Origin of the sequence: Brucella anthropi ATCC 49188 (genome assembly GCF_000017405.1) — a bacterium.
GTDB classification, from domain to species: domain Bacteria; phylum Pseudomonadota; class Alphaproteobacteria; order Rhizobiales; family Rhizobiaceae; genus Brucella; species Brucella anthropi.
Window position 1 is genome coordinate 2,476,856 of record NC_009667.1, and the last position, 18,676, is coordinate 2,495,531.

Here is an 18,676-nt window from a genome sequence, read left to right on the forward strand (position 1 = left end):
CGCATTGTCCTACGCAAAACCGCTTCGCACTTTTGCTGGAAATGCTCTAATCCTGTACGGAATCCGGTCAAACTGCCGATAGATGCCGCTTCGTTTGGCCCCCGATTAAGCTAAATCGGGTGTGTGGTCAAACAATCGTCGGTGTTCTCGCACGGCATAATTGTCAGTCATCCCGGCAAGATAGTCAGCGACCCGCCGCGCCCGCGCCGCCTCATCCAGCGTCTCGCAGCCCGATTGCCACTCTGACGGCATGATCGACGGATTGGCGAAACAGGTATCAAAAAGGTCCTGCAATATCTTGTCGGCGGCATGTCTGCGCACCACGACGCTGTCGTGGAAATAGAGGTTCTTGAACAGAAATCGCTTCAGCACTTTTTCGTCGGTGCGCATGGTATCGGAAAACGCCACCAGTGCATGCGACTGGCCGTGCACATCTTCCACGCTCTGCGGCTTTGCCGCTGCCAGACGGCGCTGGGCCTCTTCGATCACATCTTCCACCATGATGGTGATCTGCCTGCGCACCAGCTCATGTCCGGTTCGCACGGGATCAAGGTCGGGATAACGCGTCCGCACGAGATCGAGCAACCGCTTTGTCAACGGTACTTCGTCAAGCGCATCAAGGCTCAAAAGCCCTGCTCGCAAGCCGTCATCGATGTCATGAGCGTTATAGGCAATATCGTCGGCAATCGCCGCGCATTGCGCTTCGAGACTGGCGAACCGCGTGAGCTCCAGATCATAGCGTTCATTGAAGTCGAGGATCGGCAACGGAACAGCGGCATCCGGATGTGCTGCATGAGCGCCCAACAGCGGCCCGTTGTGCTTGACCAGCCCTTCCAGCGTTTCCCACGAGAGATTAAGCCCGTCGAAATCGGCATATCGATGTTCGAGCTTGGTCACGATCCGGAGCGACTGTGCATTATGGTCGAACCCGCCGAACGCCTTCATGCGATCGTTGAGCGCTTCCTCGCCCGTATGGCCAAAGGGTGTGTGGCCAAAATCGTGGACAAGCGCTACCGCCTCGGCCAGATCTTCATCGAGCCGCAATGCGCGCGCCAACGCACGCGCAATCTGGGCGACCTCTATCGTATGCGTAAGCCGCGTGCGGTAATGATCGCCTTCATGAGCGATGAAAACCTGCGTTTTATGTTTCAGACGACGAAATGCTGTGGAATGGATGATACGGTCGCGATCGCGCTGGAATGGCGTGCGGGTCGGGCTTTCCGGCTCTGGCACCAGACGACCACGGCTCCGTGCAGGATCACAGGCATAGGGCGCGCGTTCGCGATAACCGAAGCCTATTCCTTCCAGCGACATTGCGATGCATCCTTCACTGTAATATGATTACACAAAACTGGTGCGAATATTGACTTCCGCAGTTCGCGTTCATAGCTATCAGCTAATCATGAAGGCAAGTATGCGGCTATCGGAAATCTGGAGAAATCACCCGGTTCGATATTCGCAATTGCAAACGGAACAAGGCAGATGACAGGCATTACCGTTTCAGATTCCGCAGCAAAGCGGATCGCCAAGATTCTCGGATCGGAACCGGGAAAGACTGCCCTTCGCGTTTCTGTCGAGGGCGGCGGGTGTTCCGGCTTCTCCTATAAATACGATCTGGTTGATGAGCAGACCGACGACGACATCGTCATCGAGAAGCTCGGCGCCAAGGTGCTGATCGATTCCATTTCGGTTCCCTATATGGATGGTTCAGAAATCGATTTCGTCGATGATCTGATGGGACAGTCGTTCCAGATTCGCAATCCGAACGCCACTTCGGCCTGCGGCTGCGGAACCAGTTTCGCCATCTGACGGGCGCGCGAATACGCGAATAGAAGATTTAAAACCGGCTGCCATGTGGCGGCCGGTTTTTTCATGGCTGCCGGAAAACAACCGGCCTCATACCTTTACCGAAGCGACCGTCGCTTCGATGTGATCCACCAAGGCATCCGGCAGGCCGAGACGACCAGCCAGCATATCCAGATATCCACGTTCAGCCCTGTTATCGGGGTCTATTGCAAGACGCGAAGCCGTATAAAGCTCGACCTTCTGCTCCTCAGTCTGCGCGGCTGAAACCAGAACATTGAGATCAACGGGATCGGCAAGCTCCTTCTCAAGGAAGGCTTCCGCCTCGTCATCAAGACCGGAAATCTTCACCTTCTCCATGATGCGAGCCCGCTCGGCATCATCAATATGACCGTCGGCTTTCGCGGCGGCAATCATCGCCTGCACGAGTGTCAGCGCAAAACTGTTGCTCATAGCGGGAGATTGCGGGTGAAACGGAGAATCGGCTGGGGGCGGAGGAAGAAGCTCGGGCTCCTTCGCAACCGGCTGTTCAGCCGTCTGCGGTGCCTGACCGGACTTGTAATTTTTGTAGGCAAGATATCCCAATCCGGCGATGGCAGCGATGCCGCCGACGGTCGCCACATTGCCTGCGAGCTTGCGCCCGGTCTTCGTGCCAAGAATGGCGGCGGCAATGGCTCCCGTTGCAAGCGGGTTCTTCTTTGCCAGGTCTGTCACCTGCCCGGCCTTGTCGCGGACACTTCCCGATGTACCGGGTACTTGTGATCCCAGAAACTGCTCGAGAAGTTTCTTGGCGTCGAACATTCGAATATCTCCTGTTTGGCTCCTGTCCAGAGCAAATAGGAATGCAAAACCGCCAATACAAATAGTCTTGAGCCGATTTTTCCCCGGATACCGAAATTGTGGCCGATGAAAAGCTGTGACGCGCGATTGCGCCCTGCTTGCCCTCACCTCCCCAAGCGCATAATCATAGCGATATGAAAATCGCGACCTGGAACATCAACGGCGTCAAAGCCCGTATCGAGAACCTCCAACACTGGCTGAAGGAGTCCTCGCCCGATATTGCCTGCCTGCAGGAAATCAAGTCGGTCGATGACCAGTTTCCGCGTCTGGAGATTGAAGCGCTTGGCTATCATGTGGAAACACACGGCCAGAAGGGCTTCAACGGTGTCGCACTTCTGTCCAAGAAATCACCGGATGAGGTCAATCGCGGTCTTCCCGGCGACGATGGCGATGAGCAGGCGCGCTTTATCGAAGGTGTCTACTCGACGGACAAGGGCGTTGTCCGCGTCGTTTCACTTTACCTGCCGAACGGCAATCCCGTGGATACGGAGAAATTTCCATACAAGCTTTCGTGGATGCAGCGGCTTGAGCTCTGGGCGAAAGATCGCCTTGCTCTTGAAGAACCTTTAGTGCTTGCCGGTGACTATAACGTCATTCCCGAGCCGGACGATGCCAAGAATCCCGAGCAGTGGGTGGGCGACGCGCTCTTCAAGCCACAATCGCGCCAGGCATTCCGCAGGCTTGAAAATCTGGGCTTTACCGATGCAATCCGTGCGTCAACCGACGATAGCGGGATTTACTCGTTCTGGGATTATCAGGCTGGTGCCTGGCAGAAGAACAACGGCATCCGTATCGACCATCTCATGCTGTCGCCGGAGGCGGCCAATCGTTTCATATCGAGTGATGTGGAAAAGCACGTCCGTGCGTGGGAAAAGCCATCCGACCATGTGCCGGTGACGATAACGCTTTCGGTCTGAGAACTGACGCTAAATCAAGACCATAGCGTTTCCAGTTAAATCAGAAGTCGCCTTTGGTGACGTAGTCACTGGAGAGTGCAATCGCATTACGGCGATCCGCTTCGCCGGCAATCGAGAATGCCTGCTCCTGCATATCGCGTATCCATGGGCAATCTTCGGTCGGGCAGCGTTCGAAAGCTGCGGTCATCATAGCGAGGCCACGAACGGTCTTGCCTGCCTGAAACAGCATGTTGCCGAGCATGGCTTGCGCACCGGCATTACCCTTCTTGGCGGCAAGCTGGAACCAACGTGCGGCCTGAATGGAATTGCGTTCTCCGCCGTCGCCGTCGAGCAGCATTTTGCCAAGCTCGAACTGGGCAGCGGAATCACCGAAATTCGAGGCGGCCTGCACATAGAGATTGCGTGCCATACCCGGATTGGCATTGACCGGCGAGCCCGGAATACCGCGCTTCACATAGCCTGCAAGCGCCACGAGAGCGTCAGCCACATAAGAGTCGTTTTCCGAACCCGGTTCAGAACCTTCGCGAACGATCTTTTCGAAAATCTTATAGGCTTCATAGTCATTTTCCGGCACGCCGTCGCCATCGGCATACATGCGGGCCAGTTTCCACTTCGCACCCTGATGGCCGCGATCCGCAGCATAACGCAGTGCCTTGATCGCTTCGTCCTTGTGACCATTCTTGTATGCGGAAAAGCCGAACTTGAAGAGTTCAAACGGGCTTCTCGACTTTTCGGAATCGTCATTAAGGTCGAAAGCAAAGGCGCTGTTACAGGCAATGGCCAAGCCGAGAGCCATAGCAAGGGCGCTATATGAAAAACTGCGGATACGCATCACAACGCTGGTCTTTCACATTCAGAGGAAACATTCATAGAGGACAGAATGCACGCTGTTTTCGTCAAGACTGAGACCCGATCTTGGCCGAAAAAAGCCTTACCATCATTGGAAAGAATAAAGGGTGCGCGAACAGGGGTGATCCTGTTCCTAATCCGTTTGCTGTGCAACAACGCGCCCTTCGTCATTCCTGCCTATCCTGCTGGAGCCTGACAGCTCTCAATACTTTGGTGGCTTCTGCCTTTCCATGATCGGTGACGCCAGTTTGTGGCGGGAAATGGGCAAAATGTGCCTGAGCTCTTTCTAACCTAAAGCAACGGTAAAGACTGTTGCTAATTGACAACAAACTGACTGTTGTTCCGATCAACAATCTGCTCTTGTTGACGTCAGCGACCGGAGCTCGCAGTCTGCGCAAAATGAAGGATGCCGGGGAGTCGCGAAGCTATCTATGAGCAAATACCGTCGCCCTTACAGACGTCCCTATCGTCCGGCTCGCAAAAGCAACAGCATAAGCTTTCGCAGTATCTTATTGACTATATTACTATTTTCTTTTTTAGCCGTGCTTATCACCTATCTGCCAATCCAATCAGCGCCTAAAGAGGCATTGAACGGGCCGGTCTATGTGATTGATGGCGATACTGTCGTTCTCAGCAAGAAACATATACGTCTCAAGGGTATCGACGCACCGGAGATGCAACAGCAGTGTGTTCGGGCAGAAACCCCTTACGATTGCGGCAAGGAAGCCCGCAACATCTTGCGGGCCAGAATCGGGAAGTCCTCGATTCGGTGCGAGAAAGAGGGACGAGATCAGTATAATCGCGACCTGGCGCGCTGTTATCTTGGGGAAACCGACCTCAATCGCTGGATGGTTGAACAGGGCTGGGCCGTCTCCTACGGCGATTATCAGCGCGAGGAACGCGACGCCCGCCGCAACCGGCGCGGTATCTGGGCCGGTCAGTTTGAGCAACCGTCCCTATGGCGCAAGGACCATCGCGATCTTGAAATTGAACAGCCGTCCGGCCGCGAACCGTTGCTGGCTGTAATCGGCGATGGCTTTACCTATATTAGGGAACATATTCGAACCTTCATCGAAATGATCCTGCCCCGAAACTGATAGTATTCATGGAAAAACTGGACGAACTCAGTCACTCGATCCGGGCTTGCCGTATCTGTCGCGACACACCGCAGTTTCCGCCGCCCCTACCGCACGAGCCCAATCCCGTCTGCATCGTCTCGGATACAGCGAGAATTGCCATTTGCGGTCAGGCTCCCGGCATTCGCGTGCATAACACCTCCCTGCCGTTCAACGACCCGTCCGGCGATCGCCTGCGGCAATGGCTCGGCGTCTCACGAGAGGAGTTTTATGATCCGTCACGCTTTGCCATCGTCCCGATGGGCTTCTGCTTTCCCGGCTATGACAAGCATGGCGGTGATCTCCCGCCGCGCCGCGAATGCCGCCAGACCTGGCATGACCGTGTTTTCGCGGCAATGCCGCAGCTGGAATTCATTCTGGTCGTAGGACAATACGCTCTTGCCTATCACCTGCCCGATTATCGGGGCCGCAATCTGACTGAAACCGTCAGGAACTGGCGGTATTTCTTGGAGACACCCAATCCGGCGGGTCGAATCGCCCTGCCCTTGCCGCACCCATCCTGGCGCAACAGCGGCTGGCTCAAGCGAAATCCATGGTTCGATGCTGAAGTTGTGCCCATTCTTCAGGCAAAAGTGCGAGACCTCATCCAAGACGATAAATAATTTTTACTCCATTCGTTTTCATCAGAATATTTTTCCTGTAACTTCGGATCATTGCGAACCATAAGGTATGACGTTTCACCTATTCGCACAGTTCGGGAAACGATTTCTAAAACCGGGAACGGAAACGCATGGACAGGCTCGACAGGAAGATACTGCGCTTATTGCAGGAAGACGCGACACTTGCGGTGGCAGACGTTGCCAAGAAAGTTGGCCTTTCCACGACGCCATGCTGGCGCCGCATCCAGAAACTTGAAGAAGATGGCGTCATCAAGCGCCGTGTCGCCATTCTCGATCCGATCCGCGTCAATGCGCGGGTGACGGTGTTCGTATCGGTGCGCACAAGCTCCCACAGCCATGAATGGCTGAAGCGCTTTTCTGAAGTGGTTCAGGAATTCCCTGAAGTCATCGAATTCTACCGCATGAGCGGTGATGTGGATTATCTGCTTCGTGTAGCCGTGCCGGACATCGGCGCTTATGACGCTTTCTACAAGCGCCTCATCAGCAAGATCGAAATTCGCGACGTGTCTTCGTCCTTCGCCATGGAGCAGATCAAGTACACCACCGAATTGCCGCTCGACTACATGGTGCTCGACAAAGACAACAACTGATGTTTTTAAGCTATTGATTTAAAAGAAAAGCCCGCCAAATGGCGGGCTTTTTGACGATGCGGTGACCGTTATTTCGAACCGGATATTCCAGCCTGTTCGAACGTGGCCATGCCGCTGTGGCACAGCGCTGCCGCCTTGACGATACTGGCTGCGAGCGCCGCACCGGTTCCTTCACCAAGGCGCATTCCCATATCAAGAAGCGGCTGCTTGCCCATCTTCTCCAGAAGCTTGCGATGGCCCGGCTCGGCAGAAACATGGCCAAACAGGCAATGGTCGATGGCTTCCGGATTGGCGGCATAGAGAACAGCTGCGGCAGCGCTTGCCACAAAACCGTCGACGATGACCGGAATTTTCTCCATGCGCGCCGCCAGAATTGCACCGGCCATGGCTGCGATTTCACGACCGCCGAGACGGCTCAGCACTTCCAGCGGGTCCTGCAGGTGTGCCTGATGGAGGGCTACGGCCTGACGAACGGCGGCGAGCTTGCGCTGCAGCAGTTCACCCGTTGAGCCCGTGCCCGGCCCTACCCAGTCTTCCGCCGTACCACCGAAGAGCGCCAGCGCGATCGCTGCGGCAATCGTGGTATTACCGATACCCATTTCGCCGATGCATAGGAGATCGGTTCCACCGGCAATCGCTTCCATGCCGAAAGCCATAGTCGCGGCGCAGGTGCGCTCATCCATGGCCGGTTCTTCGGTAATGTCACCGGTTGGATGCTCCAGCGCCAGATCGAAAACCTTTAGCCCAAGATCGTTGGCAATGCAGATCTGGTTGATGGCTGCGCCACCGGCGGCGAAATTCTCGACCATCTGTGCCGTGACACTTGGCGGAAATGGCGTGATGTTCTTGGCCGTAACCCCGTGATTGCCAGCAAACACCGCGACCAGCGGGCGATTGATCTGCGGTGTGCGCTTGCCAGTCCATGCGGCAAGCCATGCCACGATGTCTTCCATGCGTCCGAGCGAACCGGCGGGCTTGGTTAGTGTAGCCTCACGCTCGCGAACGGCCCTTTCCGCTCCGAGATCAGGCCCCGGTAGATTTCGGATCAATTCTCGGAAATCGTCAAAAGGTAGGCCGCTGGCGCTCATAAGTTCAGTCCAATCAATGATGGGAGGTGTAAATTCGTTGGGCTCGTCCTATAAGCACTGACGCGAATTTTCAAATCACCTCTTTGAGTTGAAGCAACATTGAGGCGAATTATCGCGGAAATCCATTTCGGGAAACAAAGTGGAACAGTCACTTGCAGCGAAATAGTCTCATTGGCGACACGATCCGGAGTCTGGGCTTTCTAAGCCGCCTGCCGCTTCCGCAGAGATGGTTCGAGGATGGCGATGATTCGTTGCCGCGCAATGCCCGTGCCTTTCCGCTCGCGGGAGCGGTTCTGGGCCTGCTGGCAGGCGCGGTGCTTTTCATGGCCTATAAAGTGAACCTGCCACCCCTTGCCTGCGCGATGCTCGCAATTGGCGCTCTGGCGGCGATGACCGGCGCGCTCCATGAAGACGGTCTGGGCGATACTGCTGACGGTTTCTTCGGTGCTTCTTCGCCTGATCGTCGGCTGGATATCATGAAAGATTCCCGCATCGGGACTTTCGCGGCGCTGACGCTGATTGTCTTCGTCGGTTTGAAAGCGGCTCTACTGATGACAATCATCGACCGCGCAGGCGCGGGATACGCAGCACTTGCGCTGGTCGGCTGCGAGGCGGCAAGCCGATCAGGCATGCTGGCATTCTGGCACGCCCTTCCTTCCGCGCGTCCCGGTGGACTGTCTGACAGTGTTGGCCAGCCACAATGGGAGACCGTAGTTTGCGGTTTCGGGATTGGGTTGGCCTTTCTTGTCTTCACGCTCATTCCAGCGGGCGGATTTCTCTCGCTCATCAATGCGCTTGTGCTGGCGACGGGTCTGCTTTTCGGCTTTGCCAGACTTTGCATCGCAAAAATCGGCGGGCAGACGGGTGACACGCTAGGCGCGGCGCAGCAGATCGGTTCGGTTGCCGTCCTCGCCGGGCTTGTCATGGCCCTTTGATGCAACCACATTGCATTCATGGACACGACAACCATCGAATCCCCGTGCATATTGGTTTGCACGATAGATACGGAAACCGGCTTCTGTCTCGGCTGTGCCCGGACGCTGGATGAAATCGCACGCTGGTCCAGCATGAGTGCAGAAGAGCGAATGGCCGTCTGGGCGCTTCTCGCCGACAGGCATGAGATTATTGTAGAAAAGAGAATTGGCTGATGGGGCGCTTTTTCTGGCTCATTATTGCGGCAGTCGCGATTGTTGTCCTGCTGCTGATGTCCAACAATGACAGCGGCTCAACGCTTGGCATGGACAATGACGTGTTTGCCCGCGCAGCCTATCTGGGCATTTGGGGCGTCGTGCTTGCCGCTGGCTTGCTCGGCTCCGGCATCAAGCTGACCGACTTCGCGCGCAATATGGCCATGTGGGCCGTAATTATCCTCGGTCTCGTCGCTGGCTACCAGTATCGTTATGAGCTGCAGGATGTCGCGAGCCGGGTCACGGCCGGGCTAATCCCCGGCAGTCCTATTTCAGGCCGCAATGCCGATGGTGCCCTGACTGTCACGCTTGCAAAGGCTGCAAACGGTCATTTCGAGGTCAACGGGCGCGTAAACGGCGAACGCGTTCACTTTCTGGTCGATACCGGCGCATCTTCGGTCGTCCTGTCCCAACAAGATGCAGAGCGCGCGGGCATAGACACGGCCTCGCTCAACTATTCCGTTCCGATCATGACGGCCAATGGCACGGCAAGTGCAGCAGTCATCAATATTGCTACATTGCAGATTGGCGATATCGAACGCCAGAATGTGCGCGCCATGGTGACGAAGGAAGGCCTGATGACAGGCAGCCTGCTCGGCATGAACTTCCTGCAAACCCTCGGCGGGTTCACTGTCCGCGGCGACCAGCTTATTCTGATTGATTAGAGCGCATCCCGAAAAGTGTGAAACGGTTTTCGGATAAGATGCGCGTCAAAACAAATACTGAGAGCGCCGATCTGATCCAATCAGATCGAAACGTATTCTAAGCAGCTTCTGCTGCCGCTTCAGTCACGACGGCATAGGCCTGACGCAGCACGTCGCTGTTTGCGCCCGGCTTGGTGGCGTCTGTCGAAAGGATTTGCCGCCAGCGCCGCGCGCCCGGCTGTCCGGTAAAAAGCCCGACCATATGGCGGCTCACATGCGAAAGCCTGCCGCCTGTCGCGATATGGCGATCAGTGTAAGCGCACATGTCATCGATGATATCAGCGATCGAGGTATCTGCCTGATCGCCGCCATAAAGGCGCGCATCCACCTCCGCCAAAATCTCGGGGTTATGGTAAGCGGCGCGACCGAGCATCACCGCATCGACCGTCTGCAAGTGCTGCTCTGCTTCGTCCAGTGTATTGATCCCCCCGTTGATGCCGACGAAAACATCACCAAGCCGCGCCTTGAGGCGATAGACGCGATCATAGTCGAGCGGTGGAATCTCGCGGTTTTCCTTCGGCGACAGTCCTTTCAGCCAGGCCTTGCGGGCATGGACCCAAAGCGCATCAGCACCAGCATCAAGTGTCAGATCGGCCAAAGTATCGAGTGCAACTTCCACATCCTGATCGTCAACGCCAATACGGCATTTGACGGTAACGGGCACGGAAACGGCCTCTTTCATTGCAGAGACGCAACGCGCCACCACATCCGGGGTCTGCATGAGGCAGGCTCCGAATGTACCTGACTGCACGCGATCCGACGGGCAACCGACATTGAGATTGATTTCATCATAGCCGTAATCGGCGCCGATCTTCGCAGCTTCTTTCAGCTTCACCGGATCGGAACCGCCTAACTGCAGCGCCACAGGATGTTCAGCAGTGTCGAAACCCAGCAACCGGTCGCGTGGGCCGTGAATGATGGCATCCGCCACGACCATTTCAGTATAGAGCAATGCCTGCTTCGAAAAGAGCCGGTGAAAGTAGCGGCAATGTCTGTCCGACCAGTCAATCATGGGCGCAACAGCAAAGCGCACATCCGGATAGTTGCGTGTTTTTGATTTTATTTCAGTCATTTATACAACAATCCTGAGAATGCGATTCAGTCGCAATCGGCGCTTTCGGCATTTATTTGAATTCGGAAGGGTGCCAAAAGCCACAATTGATCGAAATGATCAAGTTTCGCCAATATTGCAGTCGCTCCTCAATATAGTGAGCCGAAGCGAATTTTCATACCCGATGTGGGGACTCTGGCTGCTCCAAAGACTGTCTTCTCACCCAATAAACATTATGATCAATCACGGAAGCATTCTCCCGATTCTCATCTGCGTAGTTAAAGGACATTCAGCGTGACCTCCTTTTCCCCTTTCGGCAAATCATTCGATGCGTTTCTTTTCGACATGGACGGTACGATATTGAGTTCCATTGAAGCGACCGAACGTGTGTGGAGCGAATGGGCGATACGTCATGGCATTGATCCAGTCACATTCCTGCCGACGATCCATGGTGTCCGGGCAGTCGAAACCGTCCGCCGCCTTGCTCTGCCGGGCGTGGACCCGATCCGCGAGGCAGAGATATTGTTTCAGGCCGAGATGGCCGATCTGGACGGCATTGCACCTATCGACGGCGCGTATGACTTTCTCAGTTCATTGCCGCAAGACCGTTGGGCAATCGTGACCTCGGCGCCACTTGAACTTGCTACCCGCCGCGTCGCCGCGGCAGGACTGCCGATGCCAAAGACCATCGTTTCCGCCGAAGATGTAGAGCGTGGCAAGCCGAGCCCCGAATGTTTCCAGCTTGGCGCGAAACGACTTGGTTTCGATCCGCACAATTGCCTTGTGTTCGAGGATGCGCCAGCCGGTATCGTTGCCGGAGAAACTGCCGGTGCGAGCGTTGTCGTGGTCACCGCAACGCATCCGCACTCCCCAAAGACATCCCATCTGAGCATTGAAAGCTATCGCTCTCTGCGGCTCGATATTCTGGATGATGGCAGACTGGTGCTCGAACCGACCACGCCCATCTCGGTGGGTTAGAGCATAATCCGACCGGAGTGAAACGAGGATCGATAAGATTATGCTTGAAATAGAAATATTTAGAGCGTCGGTCTGATCCAATCAGATCGATGCTCTAAATAACCCGCCGTCCCTCTCGCCAGACGGTGCGGATGATCGGAACGTGATCGGCAATCTGCACACGAACCAGATCAGCCCGTTTGCCGGCAACAATCTCGCCGCGATCATCCAGCCCTACCGCTTTGGCGGGGTTGGCGGAAACCAGACGAATGGCTTGCGGCAGCGAGATATTCTCGACGACATCAGCTAGAAAAAAAGCCGACTGCATCATGCTGGCCGGGATATAATCCGACGATATGATATCGAGATGCCCGGCTTCGACCAGCTCGCGCGCAGACACATTTCCCGAATGCGAACCGCCGCGTACGACATTCGGCGCTCCCATAAGCACCGACATTCCGGAATCTTTTGACGCTTTCGCAGCTGTATGTGTCGTGGGAAATTCCGCGACGCGTATTCCCTGTGCCTGTGCTTCCGCGACATGCTCTGTCGTCGCGTCATCGTGGCTCGCCAGAATAACCCCGCGCTGGTGGCACAATTCGGCAATCGCCTTGCGTGTCGGCGCGGAATATTGCTGGGACTGCCCGATACGCCGCTCGCAATAGAGCCGGAATTCTTCTTCCGAGAATTTCAGCTTGCGAATAAAATATGTCTTGTAGGTTTCGATATCCGTGAACTGACGCTGCCCCGGCGCGTGATCCATCAGCGACACCAGCCTGACCAGCGCCTGATTGCCAAACTGTTCGAAGGCAGGAAGGCAGTCGGGTGCGGAAACCTCGCAACGCAAATGCAGGAAATGGTCGGCGCGCAAACGGCCCGCATCGCGGCCTTCGGCAATTGCCGACGATAGCTTGCGCATATCGTCGATACCCGTTTCGGCGTCGTCATCAAAGCCAATGCGCAATGCGTCGAAAACGGTGGTAATCCCTGAGGCGGCAATCTGGGCATCATGCGCCTGTACGGCGGCAATAGGGTTCCAGCGCACCTTTGGGCGCGGAGCATAGTGTCCTTCGAGATGATCTGTGTGCAGTTCCACCAGTCCCGGCGTCAGGAAGTCGCCTTCCATATCGTCGCCGACACTGGAGGTGCCGGTAGAGATATCGGCGATCTTGCCGTCGACGAGCTTCAGCGAACCGAGAACGACATCGTCGGAGAGCACGATACGGGCGTTGCGCAGAACCGTTTCATTTCCCATTGCTTACGGCCTCCCAACCGCTCGTGAGGCCCGAGCAGACGCAACCTTACCACCGGTCAGAGGATGCAGCGAATGAATCTCGAAAGGAGCCCCTTTCTCAGGTTCCACGAACAGAGCGAGATTCGCAACCTCTACGGCGTCGTCCAGCAGCGGCGTAAAGAATTCGTCCAGCGTCCGCTCCACGCGGGCGCGGTCTTTCTCCTCAACCGGGCCGGTCAGGGTCATGTGAAAGCGGAACTCCTCGAACACATAAGGATAGCCCCAGCGTTCGATGTTGTGCCGCTGTGTCTCGCTGAGACGCTCCGGCCGCCGCTTTGCAATTTCCGCCTCAGTGAGCGGTGCGCGAAACCGGTCGAAGGCAACGACAACATCATTGGCGAGCTGGTTCAGCTCAGCAACCGGCTCTTCCGGCACGAGCGCGAAGAACGGGCCAATTGCATGCAGCTTCAAACGGGGAATGACGACCGGTGACGCCGACGATGCGAAATGCATCAATGCGGAAAGCAGGTCATTTTCAGTATGCTCTTCATCCAGACGGAACGGCGCTTTCATGGTCGCATGAAAACCATAACGGCGCGGCTCTTCGGTCAGCTGGGCGATTTCAGCGGTCGCGAGTGAGCGAATCGCAGGCATTTTGACCGGCTCCCCGCTGAACGCATTGCGCCCGAGCCAGTTTGCGGCAACCTTCAAAAGCGCATCATTGGATGGCGGCGTGAAATAAATCGCATAACGCATGTCAAATCCTTAGGCGAGGTTCGCTACACGACGTCAGCGGAACTCCAAAATATCAGGTAATGCATCGTGCTTTTGAAAAGCTATCCCGATTTTGAGGGCGATGCAGTCGGGGGATGCTTACACAATGAATGTGGCAAGTCGATAAAGGCTGGATGACTACCGACAAACCAATTTTACATAGCGGCAAATTAGTATAGGCGTTAGCCCCATTGGAAGTGAGGAGACTGACATGGGCGGATTTGCGTCTATCGGCGAATGCATGATCGAGCTTTCAGGCAATGAAGGCGATCAATGGCGCATGGGTTTTGCGGGTGATACGCTGAACACCGCCTGGTACATGCGGGCACTGATGGAGAAATCCTACCCTGTCGAATATGTGACCGCTTTCGGCGAAGACAGCTTCTCCCAGAAGCAGCGCGTATTCCTGACATCAAATGGAATCGGAATCGCCCATAGCCCCATTATTGACGGGCTTCATCCCGGTCTTTACGCAATCACGCTCAACGGCGCCGAGCGTTCCTTCACCTACTGGCGGAGCGACGCCGCCGCAAGGCGTCTCGCCAGCGACCGCGAAGCCCTGGAAAAAAGCCTGACCGGCCGTGACATCATCTATTTTTCGGGCATTTCAATCGCCATCATCCTGCCCGAGCATCGCGACACGTTTTTCGATGTCTTGCGGAAGTGCCGCGCCGCCGGCTCACGAATCGCATTCGATCCGAATTTCCGCCACCAGCTCTGGCCTGACCGGAAAGTTGCGCAGGAGATCATCAGCGAAGCGATGCGCATTGCGGATATTGCCCTACCCACATTCCCCGATGAACAAGCGCTCTTTGGCGACAAGGATGCCGCCGCCTGTGCAGATCGCCTTGCCGCACTCGGCGTGAAAGAGATCGTCGTCAAGGACGGCACCGAACCGGCTCTGGTCGTCTCCGGCGATGAAAGTGTGTCAGTTCCGTCCGTTGTGGCGCAAGCCGTGGACACCACCGGCGCTGGCGACAGCTTCAACGGTGCCTATCTTGCTGCGCGATTGAACGGGCTTGCTCCGGTGGATGCAGCCCGCAAGGCGCATCTGGTTGCAGCGCGTGTCGTCGAGATACGCGGCGCGCTCGCTCCGATGGAAACCGCACGCGCCGCTTTTGCTGATTGATTATTTTTCGCGTGAAAAGCTGAAATGGCTGGTCTGGGCGTAAATCTCGCCCGGACGCAATATTGCCTGCGGGAAATACGGATATTCCAGCGATCCCGGCCATATCTGCGGCTCAAGACAGAAACCCGCGTGTTTTCCGTAAGGCTTGCCCATCAGGCCGATGCAATCATTGGCCATGGTGTTGCCTGCATAGAACTGAACGCCCGGTTCTGTCGTTGAGATATCGAGACGAATACCGGAACGAGCGCCCTTGACCGACGCGCATGGGCGCAATGGTCCCCGCGCTGCGGTCAGGCAGAAATTGCTGTCGTACTGGACCTGACTGCCATTCTCCTCAAAGCGAATCGGACGGAACTCCCGGAAATCGAAAGGCGTTCCTTTGACCGGCAGAACGCGTCCGTCCGGAATGAGAGCATCATCGACCGGCATATAGGCGTCGGCGTCGATCTTGAGCTGATGATCGAGGATATCGCCCTCGCCGCCATCATCGAGATTGAAGTAGCTGTGATGCAGCAGGTTGCAGACGGTCGGCTTGTCGGTCACCGCTTCCAGCCGCACGATGAGCGTCCCATCCCCGGTGAGCATATAGGTGCAGCTGACATTCAGGTTGCCGGGAAACCCCATCTCGCCATCGGTTGCCACCGTCGCAAGCGTCACGAAATCCGGACCGTTTCCGGTTATCTTCCAGACGCGATTGCCGAGCCCCTTGCTGCCGCCGTGCAGGTTGTGGCGGCCCTGAAAATTCGGCTCTACCTCGCAAGTCGTTCCGTCCAGATCAAACCGGGCATTGCGGATACGATTGGCCGAACGACCCGCAATCGCACCCAGATGCGGTGAATGGGCCGGATAATCGGCAAAGTCGCGATAGCCGATCACCAGCGGAGCCGCATGGCCCTCCATGCGCAGATCCTGAATGGCTGCGCCCCAATTGATGATCCTGGCCGTCAGCGGGCCATTGGAGATCGTGAGCCGGTGAACCGCCTGCCCGTCCGGTGCATATCCAAAGATTTCCGAATTCACTTTTGCCCGCCTGTCAATGATGCAGCGATGAGATGCTCATGAAGCCGCATCATCGTGCAGTACGCAAGACACATCGTGATCAAATAATGATTTTGAACCAATCTTGATTGAATGCATGAACAAGTAGTTTTCACACTATTTTCTTCTGAAGAACCAATGATATCCTGAGCTATAAATTACTGTTTTTTATCGATAAATACTAAATTAGAGGCTTTTTCAATGAAATCGAATTTCCAGAAAGTCATGCCTTATATTTTTAGTGAAGAAGGCGGATATGCAGACAATCCCGCTGATCCCGGCGGCGCAACCAATATGGGTATCACCATCGCAACCCTGTCCGCATGGGACGGACATCAGGCATCGCCCGAAGACGTAAAGGAAATGATGCCAGCAACTGCCACGCAAATCTATCAGGTGCAATTCTGGAACAAGATCGACGGAGACAACCTGCCTTCGGGTCTCGACTACGCCCTGTTCGACTTTTCGGTCAATTCAGGTCCCGCACGCGCGGCAAGGATGCTGCAAGGTATTCTGGGCTTGCCCGAAGATGGAATAATTGGAGCCCAGACGGTTGCGGCCGCCAATATGCGATCTACCGACGAGGTCATCAATGCTTTGTGCGATGCACGCGCATCCTGGCTGGAAGGATTGTCTACAGCCTCAACCTTCGGCAAAGGCTGGCTCGCCCGTGTCGAACGGGTACGTTCTCGCGCGCTGGCGCTCGCTGCCAACGCGCCCATCATCCATGCCGCAGGACCGACGAATGATATCTCACCCAAGGCCCGTCAGGGCGATATGGCCGTCACATCTGTTTTGAAGCACCCGGAAGCTTTGGGGACAATGGGGAGCGTGGCATCAGGCCTCGTGGCAATTGCATCGGGGAATGGCCCGGTGCAATACGCACTGGCAATTGTGATGATCGCCTGTGCTGCGGTTGGTCTTTGGTATTTTGTGCGGCGCGTCAGAAACGAACCCTAGCCCAGTTGTAATAACTCAGTTTTGAGAATATTTCCAAAATTAGAGTTTGTCTTTATGTTGCGCTTCGTATGTTGCGCGCCTTATATGCGGTTTTGAAAGCTCGGTGACTATGAAAGTAATATGACTTTCCCTGTCACCGGAAAAACGCTAGACACGCGCAAACAGTCAGATGCGTGCCAACTGTGGCACCGCCATGAATAAAGGAATCGAAACTTGTCCTCTACTTTTGACAAAGTCGCCGACATCATCGCCGAAACCAGTGAAATCGACCGTGACACCATCACGCCAGATAGCCACACCATCGACGATCTGGGCATCGACAGCCTCGACTTCCTCGACATCGTCTTCGCCATCGACAAGGCTTTCGGCATCAAGATTCCGCTTGAGCAGTGGACCCAGGAAGTGAACGAAGGCAAGGTTCCGACCGAAGAATATTTTGTTCTCAAGAACCTCTGCGCAAAAATCGATGAGCTGGTTGCAGCCAAAAAAGGCTGATCCGGCACATAATATGGCGGTATTGAGGGGTGAACAGAAATGTTCGCCCTGATTCCGTTTCTGGTAGCGCGAATTTTTCGCGTGTCAGAGCAGTCTCAGCATCGACGGACAAACGGGACCCATGCAGAACAATAAAGTCGTCATCACAGGTATCGGCATCATCTCCTCGCTCGGCGAAGGGGTCGATGTGCATTGGAACGCTTTCTCGAAGGCTGGCACTGAGCCGCGCCTCGAAAAGGAAGCCTTTGCGCCTTACACTGTTCATCCATTGGGTGAAGTGGACTGGAGCCTGCAGATTCCAAAGCGTGGCGATCAGCGCCAGATGGAAACCTGGCAGCGCCTTGGCACCTATGCCGCAGGGCTTGCTCTGCAGGATGCTGGCATGAAGGACGACGAGGCGCTTTGCGCGACCATGGATATGGTCGTGGGTGCCGGTGGTGGCGAACGCGACATCACCGTCGATATGCAGATTCTGGATGAAGGCCGCACCCGCAACGATCGCGGCGTCATGCTGAATGAGAAACTCTCGACTGAACTTCGCCCGACCCTGTTTCTGGCGCAGCTTTCCAACCTGCTCGCAGGCAATATTTCGATCGTCCACAAGGTGACCGGTTCTTCGCGTACCTTCATGGGCGAAGAAGGTTCCGGCCTTTCGGCTATCGAAACCGCAGCGGCGCGCATTCGCACGGGTCAGAGCACTCATGCGCTGGTTGGCGGTTCCTACAATGCCGAACATTTCGACATGATTCTCGGTCACGAGCTTGGCGGACTGCTCAAGCATGATGGTTGGGCGCCGCTCTGGCAGCGTGACGGTTCGGCTGGCGGCGGCATGATTTCCGGTTCCGGCGGCGTGTTCCTTGTTCTGGAAAGCGCTGACCACGCAGCCAAGCGCGGCGCACGCGCCTATGCGGAAGTTGCCGGCATCGAAAGTGCACAGATCCGGCGCGACAATGCCGATCTTACGAACACCATCCGTGAACTCATCCTCGCAGCCAATGACGGCAAGGACCCCTCCTATGTTGTTTCCGCTGCTTCCGGCGCCCATGAAGCGACCGGCGCGGAGAAAACCGCATTGGACGCTCTGTCAGCCACTTATCGCGGCATATCCGGCCTGACCGGTCATTTGCGCGAAGCGCAGTTCCCGCTGGCGCTGGCACTTGCGGCCATATCCGTCTGGAAAGGCGAGGCTTTTGCACCGCTGGATGCATCCGAAAAGGATGCCAGTGGCCCAATCAGCGAAGCAATTGTCACCGCAGTCGGAGCGACTCGTGCCGAAGGCGCAGCAAAGCTGGTGAGAGTATAAG

The 18,676-nt window shown here is 55.9% G+C and carries 21 protein-coding genes; 13 read left to right on the top strand and 8 right to left on the bottom strand.

Going from position 1 to position 18,676, the window contains the following annotated elements; genetic code table 11:
- Positions 1 to 105: 105 nt before the first annotated feature.
- A complete protein-coding gene (locus OANT_RS12225) occupies positions 106 to 1,314 on the bottom strand; it encodes a deoxyguanosinetriphosphate triphosphohydrolase (RefSeq protein WP_012092219.1) in 1,209 nt (402 codons plus the stop codon).
- A 168-nt stretch (positions 1,315 to 1,482) separates the two neighbouring features.
- Here OANT_RS12225 and erpA point away from each other — a divergent pair, with 168 nt between their 5' ends.
- Entirely contained in the window at positions 1,483 to 1,809 is a 327-nt protein-coding gene (gene erpA / locus OANT_RS12230) for an iron-sulfur cluster insertion protein ErpA (protein ID WP_006471759.1), read from the top strand.
- A gap of 87 nt (positions 1,810 to 1,896) precedes the next feature.
- Here the strand turns inward: erpA and OANT_RS12235 are convergent, their stop codons facing one another.
- Positions 1,897 to 2,604, bottom strand: coding sequence for a tellurite resistance TerB family protein (locus OANT_RS12235; RefSeq protein ID WP_010661235.1), 708 nt, complete (start codon positions 2,602 to 2,604; stop codon positions 1,897 to 1,899).
- A gap of 173 nt (positions 2,605 to 2,777) precedes the next feature.
- Between OANT_RS12235 and xth the strand changes: the two genes are divergently transcribed.
- A complete protein-coding gene (gene xth, locus OANT_RS12240) occupies positions 2,778 to 3,560 on the top strand; it encodes an exodeoxyribonuclease III (protein ID WP_010661234.1) in 783 nt (260 codons plus the stop codon).
- A 40-nt stretch (positions 3,561 to 3,600) separates the two neighbouring features.
- Here xth and OANT_RS12245 read toward each other — a convergent pair whose 3' ends face one another.
- Positions 3,601 to 4,392: a tetratricopeptide repeat protein gene (locus OANT_RS12245; protein ID WP_010661233.1), complete on the bottom strand. Its 792-nt coding sequence runs from the start codon at positions 4,390 to 4,392 to the stop codon at positions 3,601 to 3,603.
- A gap of 448 nt (positions 4,393 to 4,840) precedes the next feature.
- Here OANT_RS12245 and OANT_RS12250 point away from each other — a divergent pair, with 448 nt between their 5' ends.
- The 3 genes from OANT_RS12250 (at position 4,841) to OANT_RS12260 (ending at position 6,755) form a co-directional block, all read left to right on the top strand.
- The gene (locus OANT_RS12250) at positions 4,841 to 5,506 is read left to right on the top strand and encodes a thermonuclease family protein (RefSeq protein WP_012092220.1); all 666 of its coding nucleotides are present in this window, start codon (positions 4,841 to 4,843) and stop codon (positions 5,504 to 5,506) included.
- Entirely contained in the window at positions 5,506 to 6,147 is a 642-nt protein-coding gene (locus OANT_RS12255) for a uracil-DNA glycosylase family protein (protein ID WP_040129336.1), read from the top strand. The genes OANT_RS12250 and OANT_RS12255 overlap by 1 nt, the downstream gene beginning before the upstream one ends.
- Positions 6,148 to 6,275: 128 nt before the next feature.
- Positions 6,276 to 6,755, top strand: coding sequence for an Lrp/AsnC family transcriptional regulator (locus OANT_RS12260; RefSeq protein WP_010661230.1), 480 nt, complete (start codon positions 6,276 to 6,278; stop codon positions 6,753 to 6,755).
- Between the two features lie 68 nt (positions 6,756 to 6,823).
- Here the strand turns inward: OANT_RS12260 and cobT are convergent, their stop codons facing one another.
- Positions 6,824 to 7,843 (bottom strand): nicotinate-nucleotide--dimethylbenzimidazole phosphoribosyltransferase, encoded by a 1,020-nt coding sequence (gene cobT / locus OANT_RS12265; protein ID WP_012092222.1) that lies wholly within the window; start codon positions 7,841 to 7,843, stop codon positions 6,824 to 6,826.
- Between the two features lie 152 nt (positions 7,844 to 7,995).
- Here cobT and OANT_RS12270 point away from each other — a divergent pair, with 152 nt between their 5' ends.
- Genes OANT_RS12270 through OANT_RS12280 form a run of 3 tightly spaced genes read left to right on the top strand, consistent with a single transcriptional unit; the run spans position 7,996 to position 9,695 of the window.
- Positions 7,996 to 8,778 carry an adenosylcobinamide-GDP ribazoletransferase gene (locus OANT_RS12270; RefSeq protein ID WP_012092223.1) on the top strand — a complete coding sequence of 261 codons (783 nt, stop codon included), beginning with the start codon at positions 7,996 to 7,998 and terminating at the stop codon, positions 8,776 to 8,778.
- A gap of 18 nt (positions 8,779 to 8,796) precedes the next feature.
- Positions 8,797 to 8,991, top strand: a complete 195-nt coding sequence (locus OANT_RS12275) for a DUF1289 domain-containing protein (protein ID WP_012092224.1) — start codon at positions 8,797 to 8,799, stop codon at positions 8,989 to 8,991.
- Positions 8,991 to 9,695, top strand: coding sequence for a TIGR02281 family clan AA aspartic protease (locus OANT_RS12280; RefSeq protein ID WP_010661227.1), 705 nt, complete (start codon positions 8,991 to 8,993; stop codon positions 9,693 to 9,695). The genes OANT_RS12275 and OANT_RS12280 overlap by 1 nt, the downstream gene beginning before the upstream one ends.
- A gap of 97 nt (positions 9,696 to 9,792) precedes the next feature.
- On the opposite strand, the gene dusA is transcribed toward OANT_RS12280, so the two are convergent.
- Complete coding sequence (gene dusA / locus OANT_RS12285) at positions 9,793 to 10,806, bottom strand: tRNA dihydrouridine(20/20a) synthase DusA (RefSeq protein ID WP_012092225.1); 1,014 nt, start codon at positions 10,804 to 10,806, stop codon at positions 9,793 to 9,795.
- 273 nt (positions 10,807 to 11,079) lie between these two features.
- On the opposite strand from dusA, the gene OANT_RS12290 reads away from it, so the two are divergent.
- The gene (locus OANT_RS12290) at positions 11,080 to 11,763 is read left to right on the top strand and encodes an HAD family hydrolase (protein ID WP_012092226.1); all 684 of its coding nucleotides are present in this window, start codon (positions 11,080 to 11,082) and stop codon (positions 11,761 to 11,763) included.
- 94 nt (positions 11,764 to 11,857) lie between these two features.
- On the opposite strand, the gene OANT_RS12295 is transcribed toward OANT_RS12290, so the two are convergent.
- The gene (locus OANT_RS12295) at positions 11,858 to 12,997 is read right to left on the bottom strand and encodes an alpha-D-ribose 1-methylphosphonate 5-triphosphate diphosphatase (RefSeq protein WP_012092227.1); all 1,140 of its coding nucleotides are present in this window, start codon (positions 12,995 to 12,997) and stop codon (positions 11,858 to 11,860) included.
- A 3-nt stretch (positions 12,998 to 13,000) separates the two neighbouring features.
- Positions 13,001 to 13,732, bottom strand: a complete 732-nt coding sequence (locus OANT_RS12300; protein WP_010661223.1) for a DUF1045 domain-containing protein — start codon at positions 13,730 to 13,732, stop codon at positions 13,001 to 13,003.
- A gap of 229 nt (positions 13,733 to 13,961) precedes the next feature.
- Here OANT_RS12300 and OANT_RS12305 point away from each other — a divergent pair, with 229 nt between their 5' ends.
- Positions 13,962 to 14,879, top strand: a complete 918-nt coding sequence (locus OANT_RS12305) for a sugar kinase (protein ID WP_012092228.1) — start codon at positions 13,962 to 13,964, stop codon at positions 14,877 to 14,879.
- On the opposite strand, the gene OANT_RS12310 is transcribed toward OANT_RS12305, so the two are convergent.
- Entirely contained in the window at positions 14,880 to 15,899 is a 1,020-nt protein-coding gene (locus OANT_RS12310) for an aldose epimerase family protein (RefSeq protein WP_012092229.1), read from the bottom strand.
- 219 nt (positions 15,900 to 16,118) lie between these two features.
- Here OANT_RS12310 and OANT_RS12315 point away from each other — a divergent pair, with 219 nt between their 5' ends.
- The 3 genes from OANT_RS12315 (at position 16,119) to OANT_RS12325 (ending at position 18,675) form a co-directional block, all read left to right on the top strand.
- Positions 16,119 to 16,877, top strand: a complete 759-nt coding sequence (locus OANT_RS12315) for a glycoside hydrolase family 108 protein (RefSeq protein WP_012092230.1) — start codon at positions 16,119 to 16,121, stop codon at positions 16,875 to 16,877.
- Between the two features lie 213 nt (positions 16,878 to 17,090).
- Positions 17,091 to 17,372 (top strand): acyl carrier protein, encoded by a 282-nt coding sequence (locus OANT_RS12320; protein ID WP_006466638.1) that lies wholly within the window; start codon positions 17,091 to 17,093, stop codon positions 17,370 to 17,372.
- Positions 17,373 to 17,493: 121 nt separating this feature from the next.
- Positions 17,494 to 18,675 (top strand): beta-ketoacyl-ACP synthase, encoded by a 1,182-nt coding sequence (locus tag OANT_RS12325; RefSeq protein WP_012092231.1) that lies wholly within the window; start codon positions 17,494 to 17,496, stop codon positions 18,673 to 18,675.
- The last annotated feature ends 1 nt before the right edge of the window (position 18,676 follow it).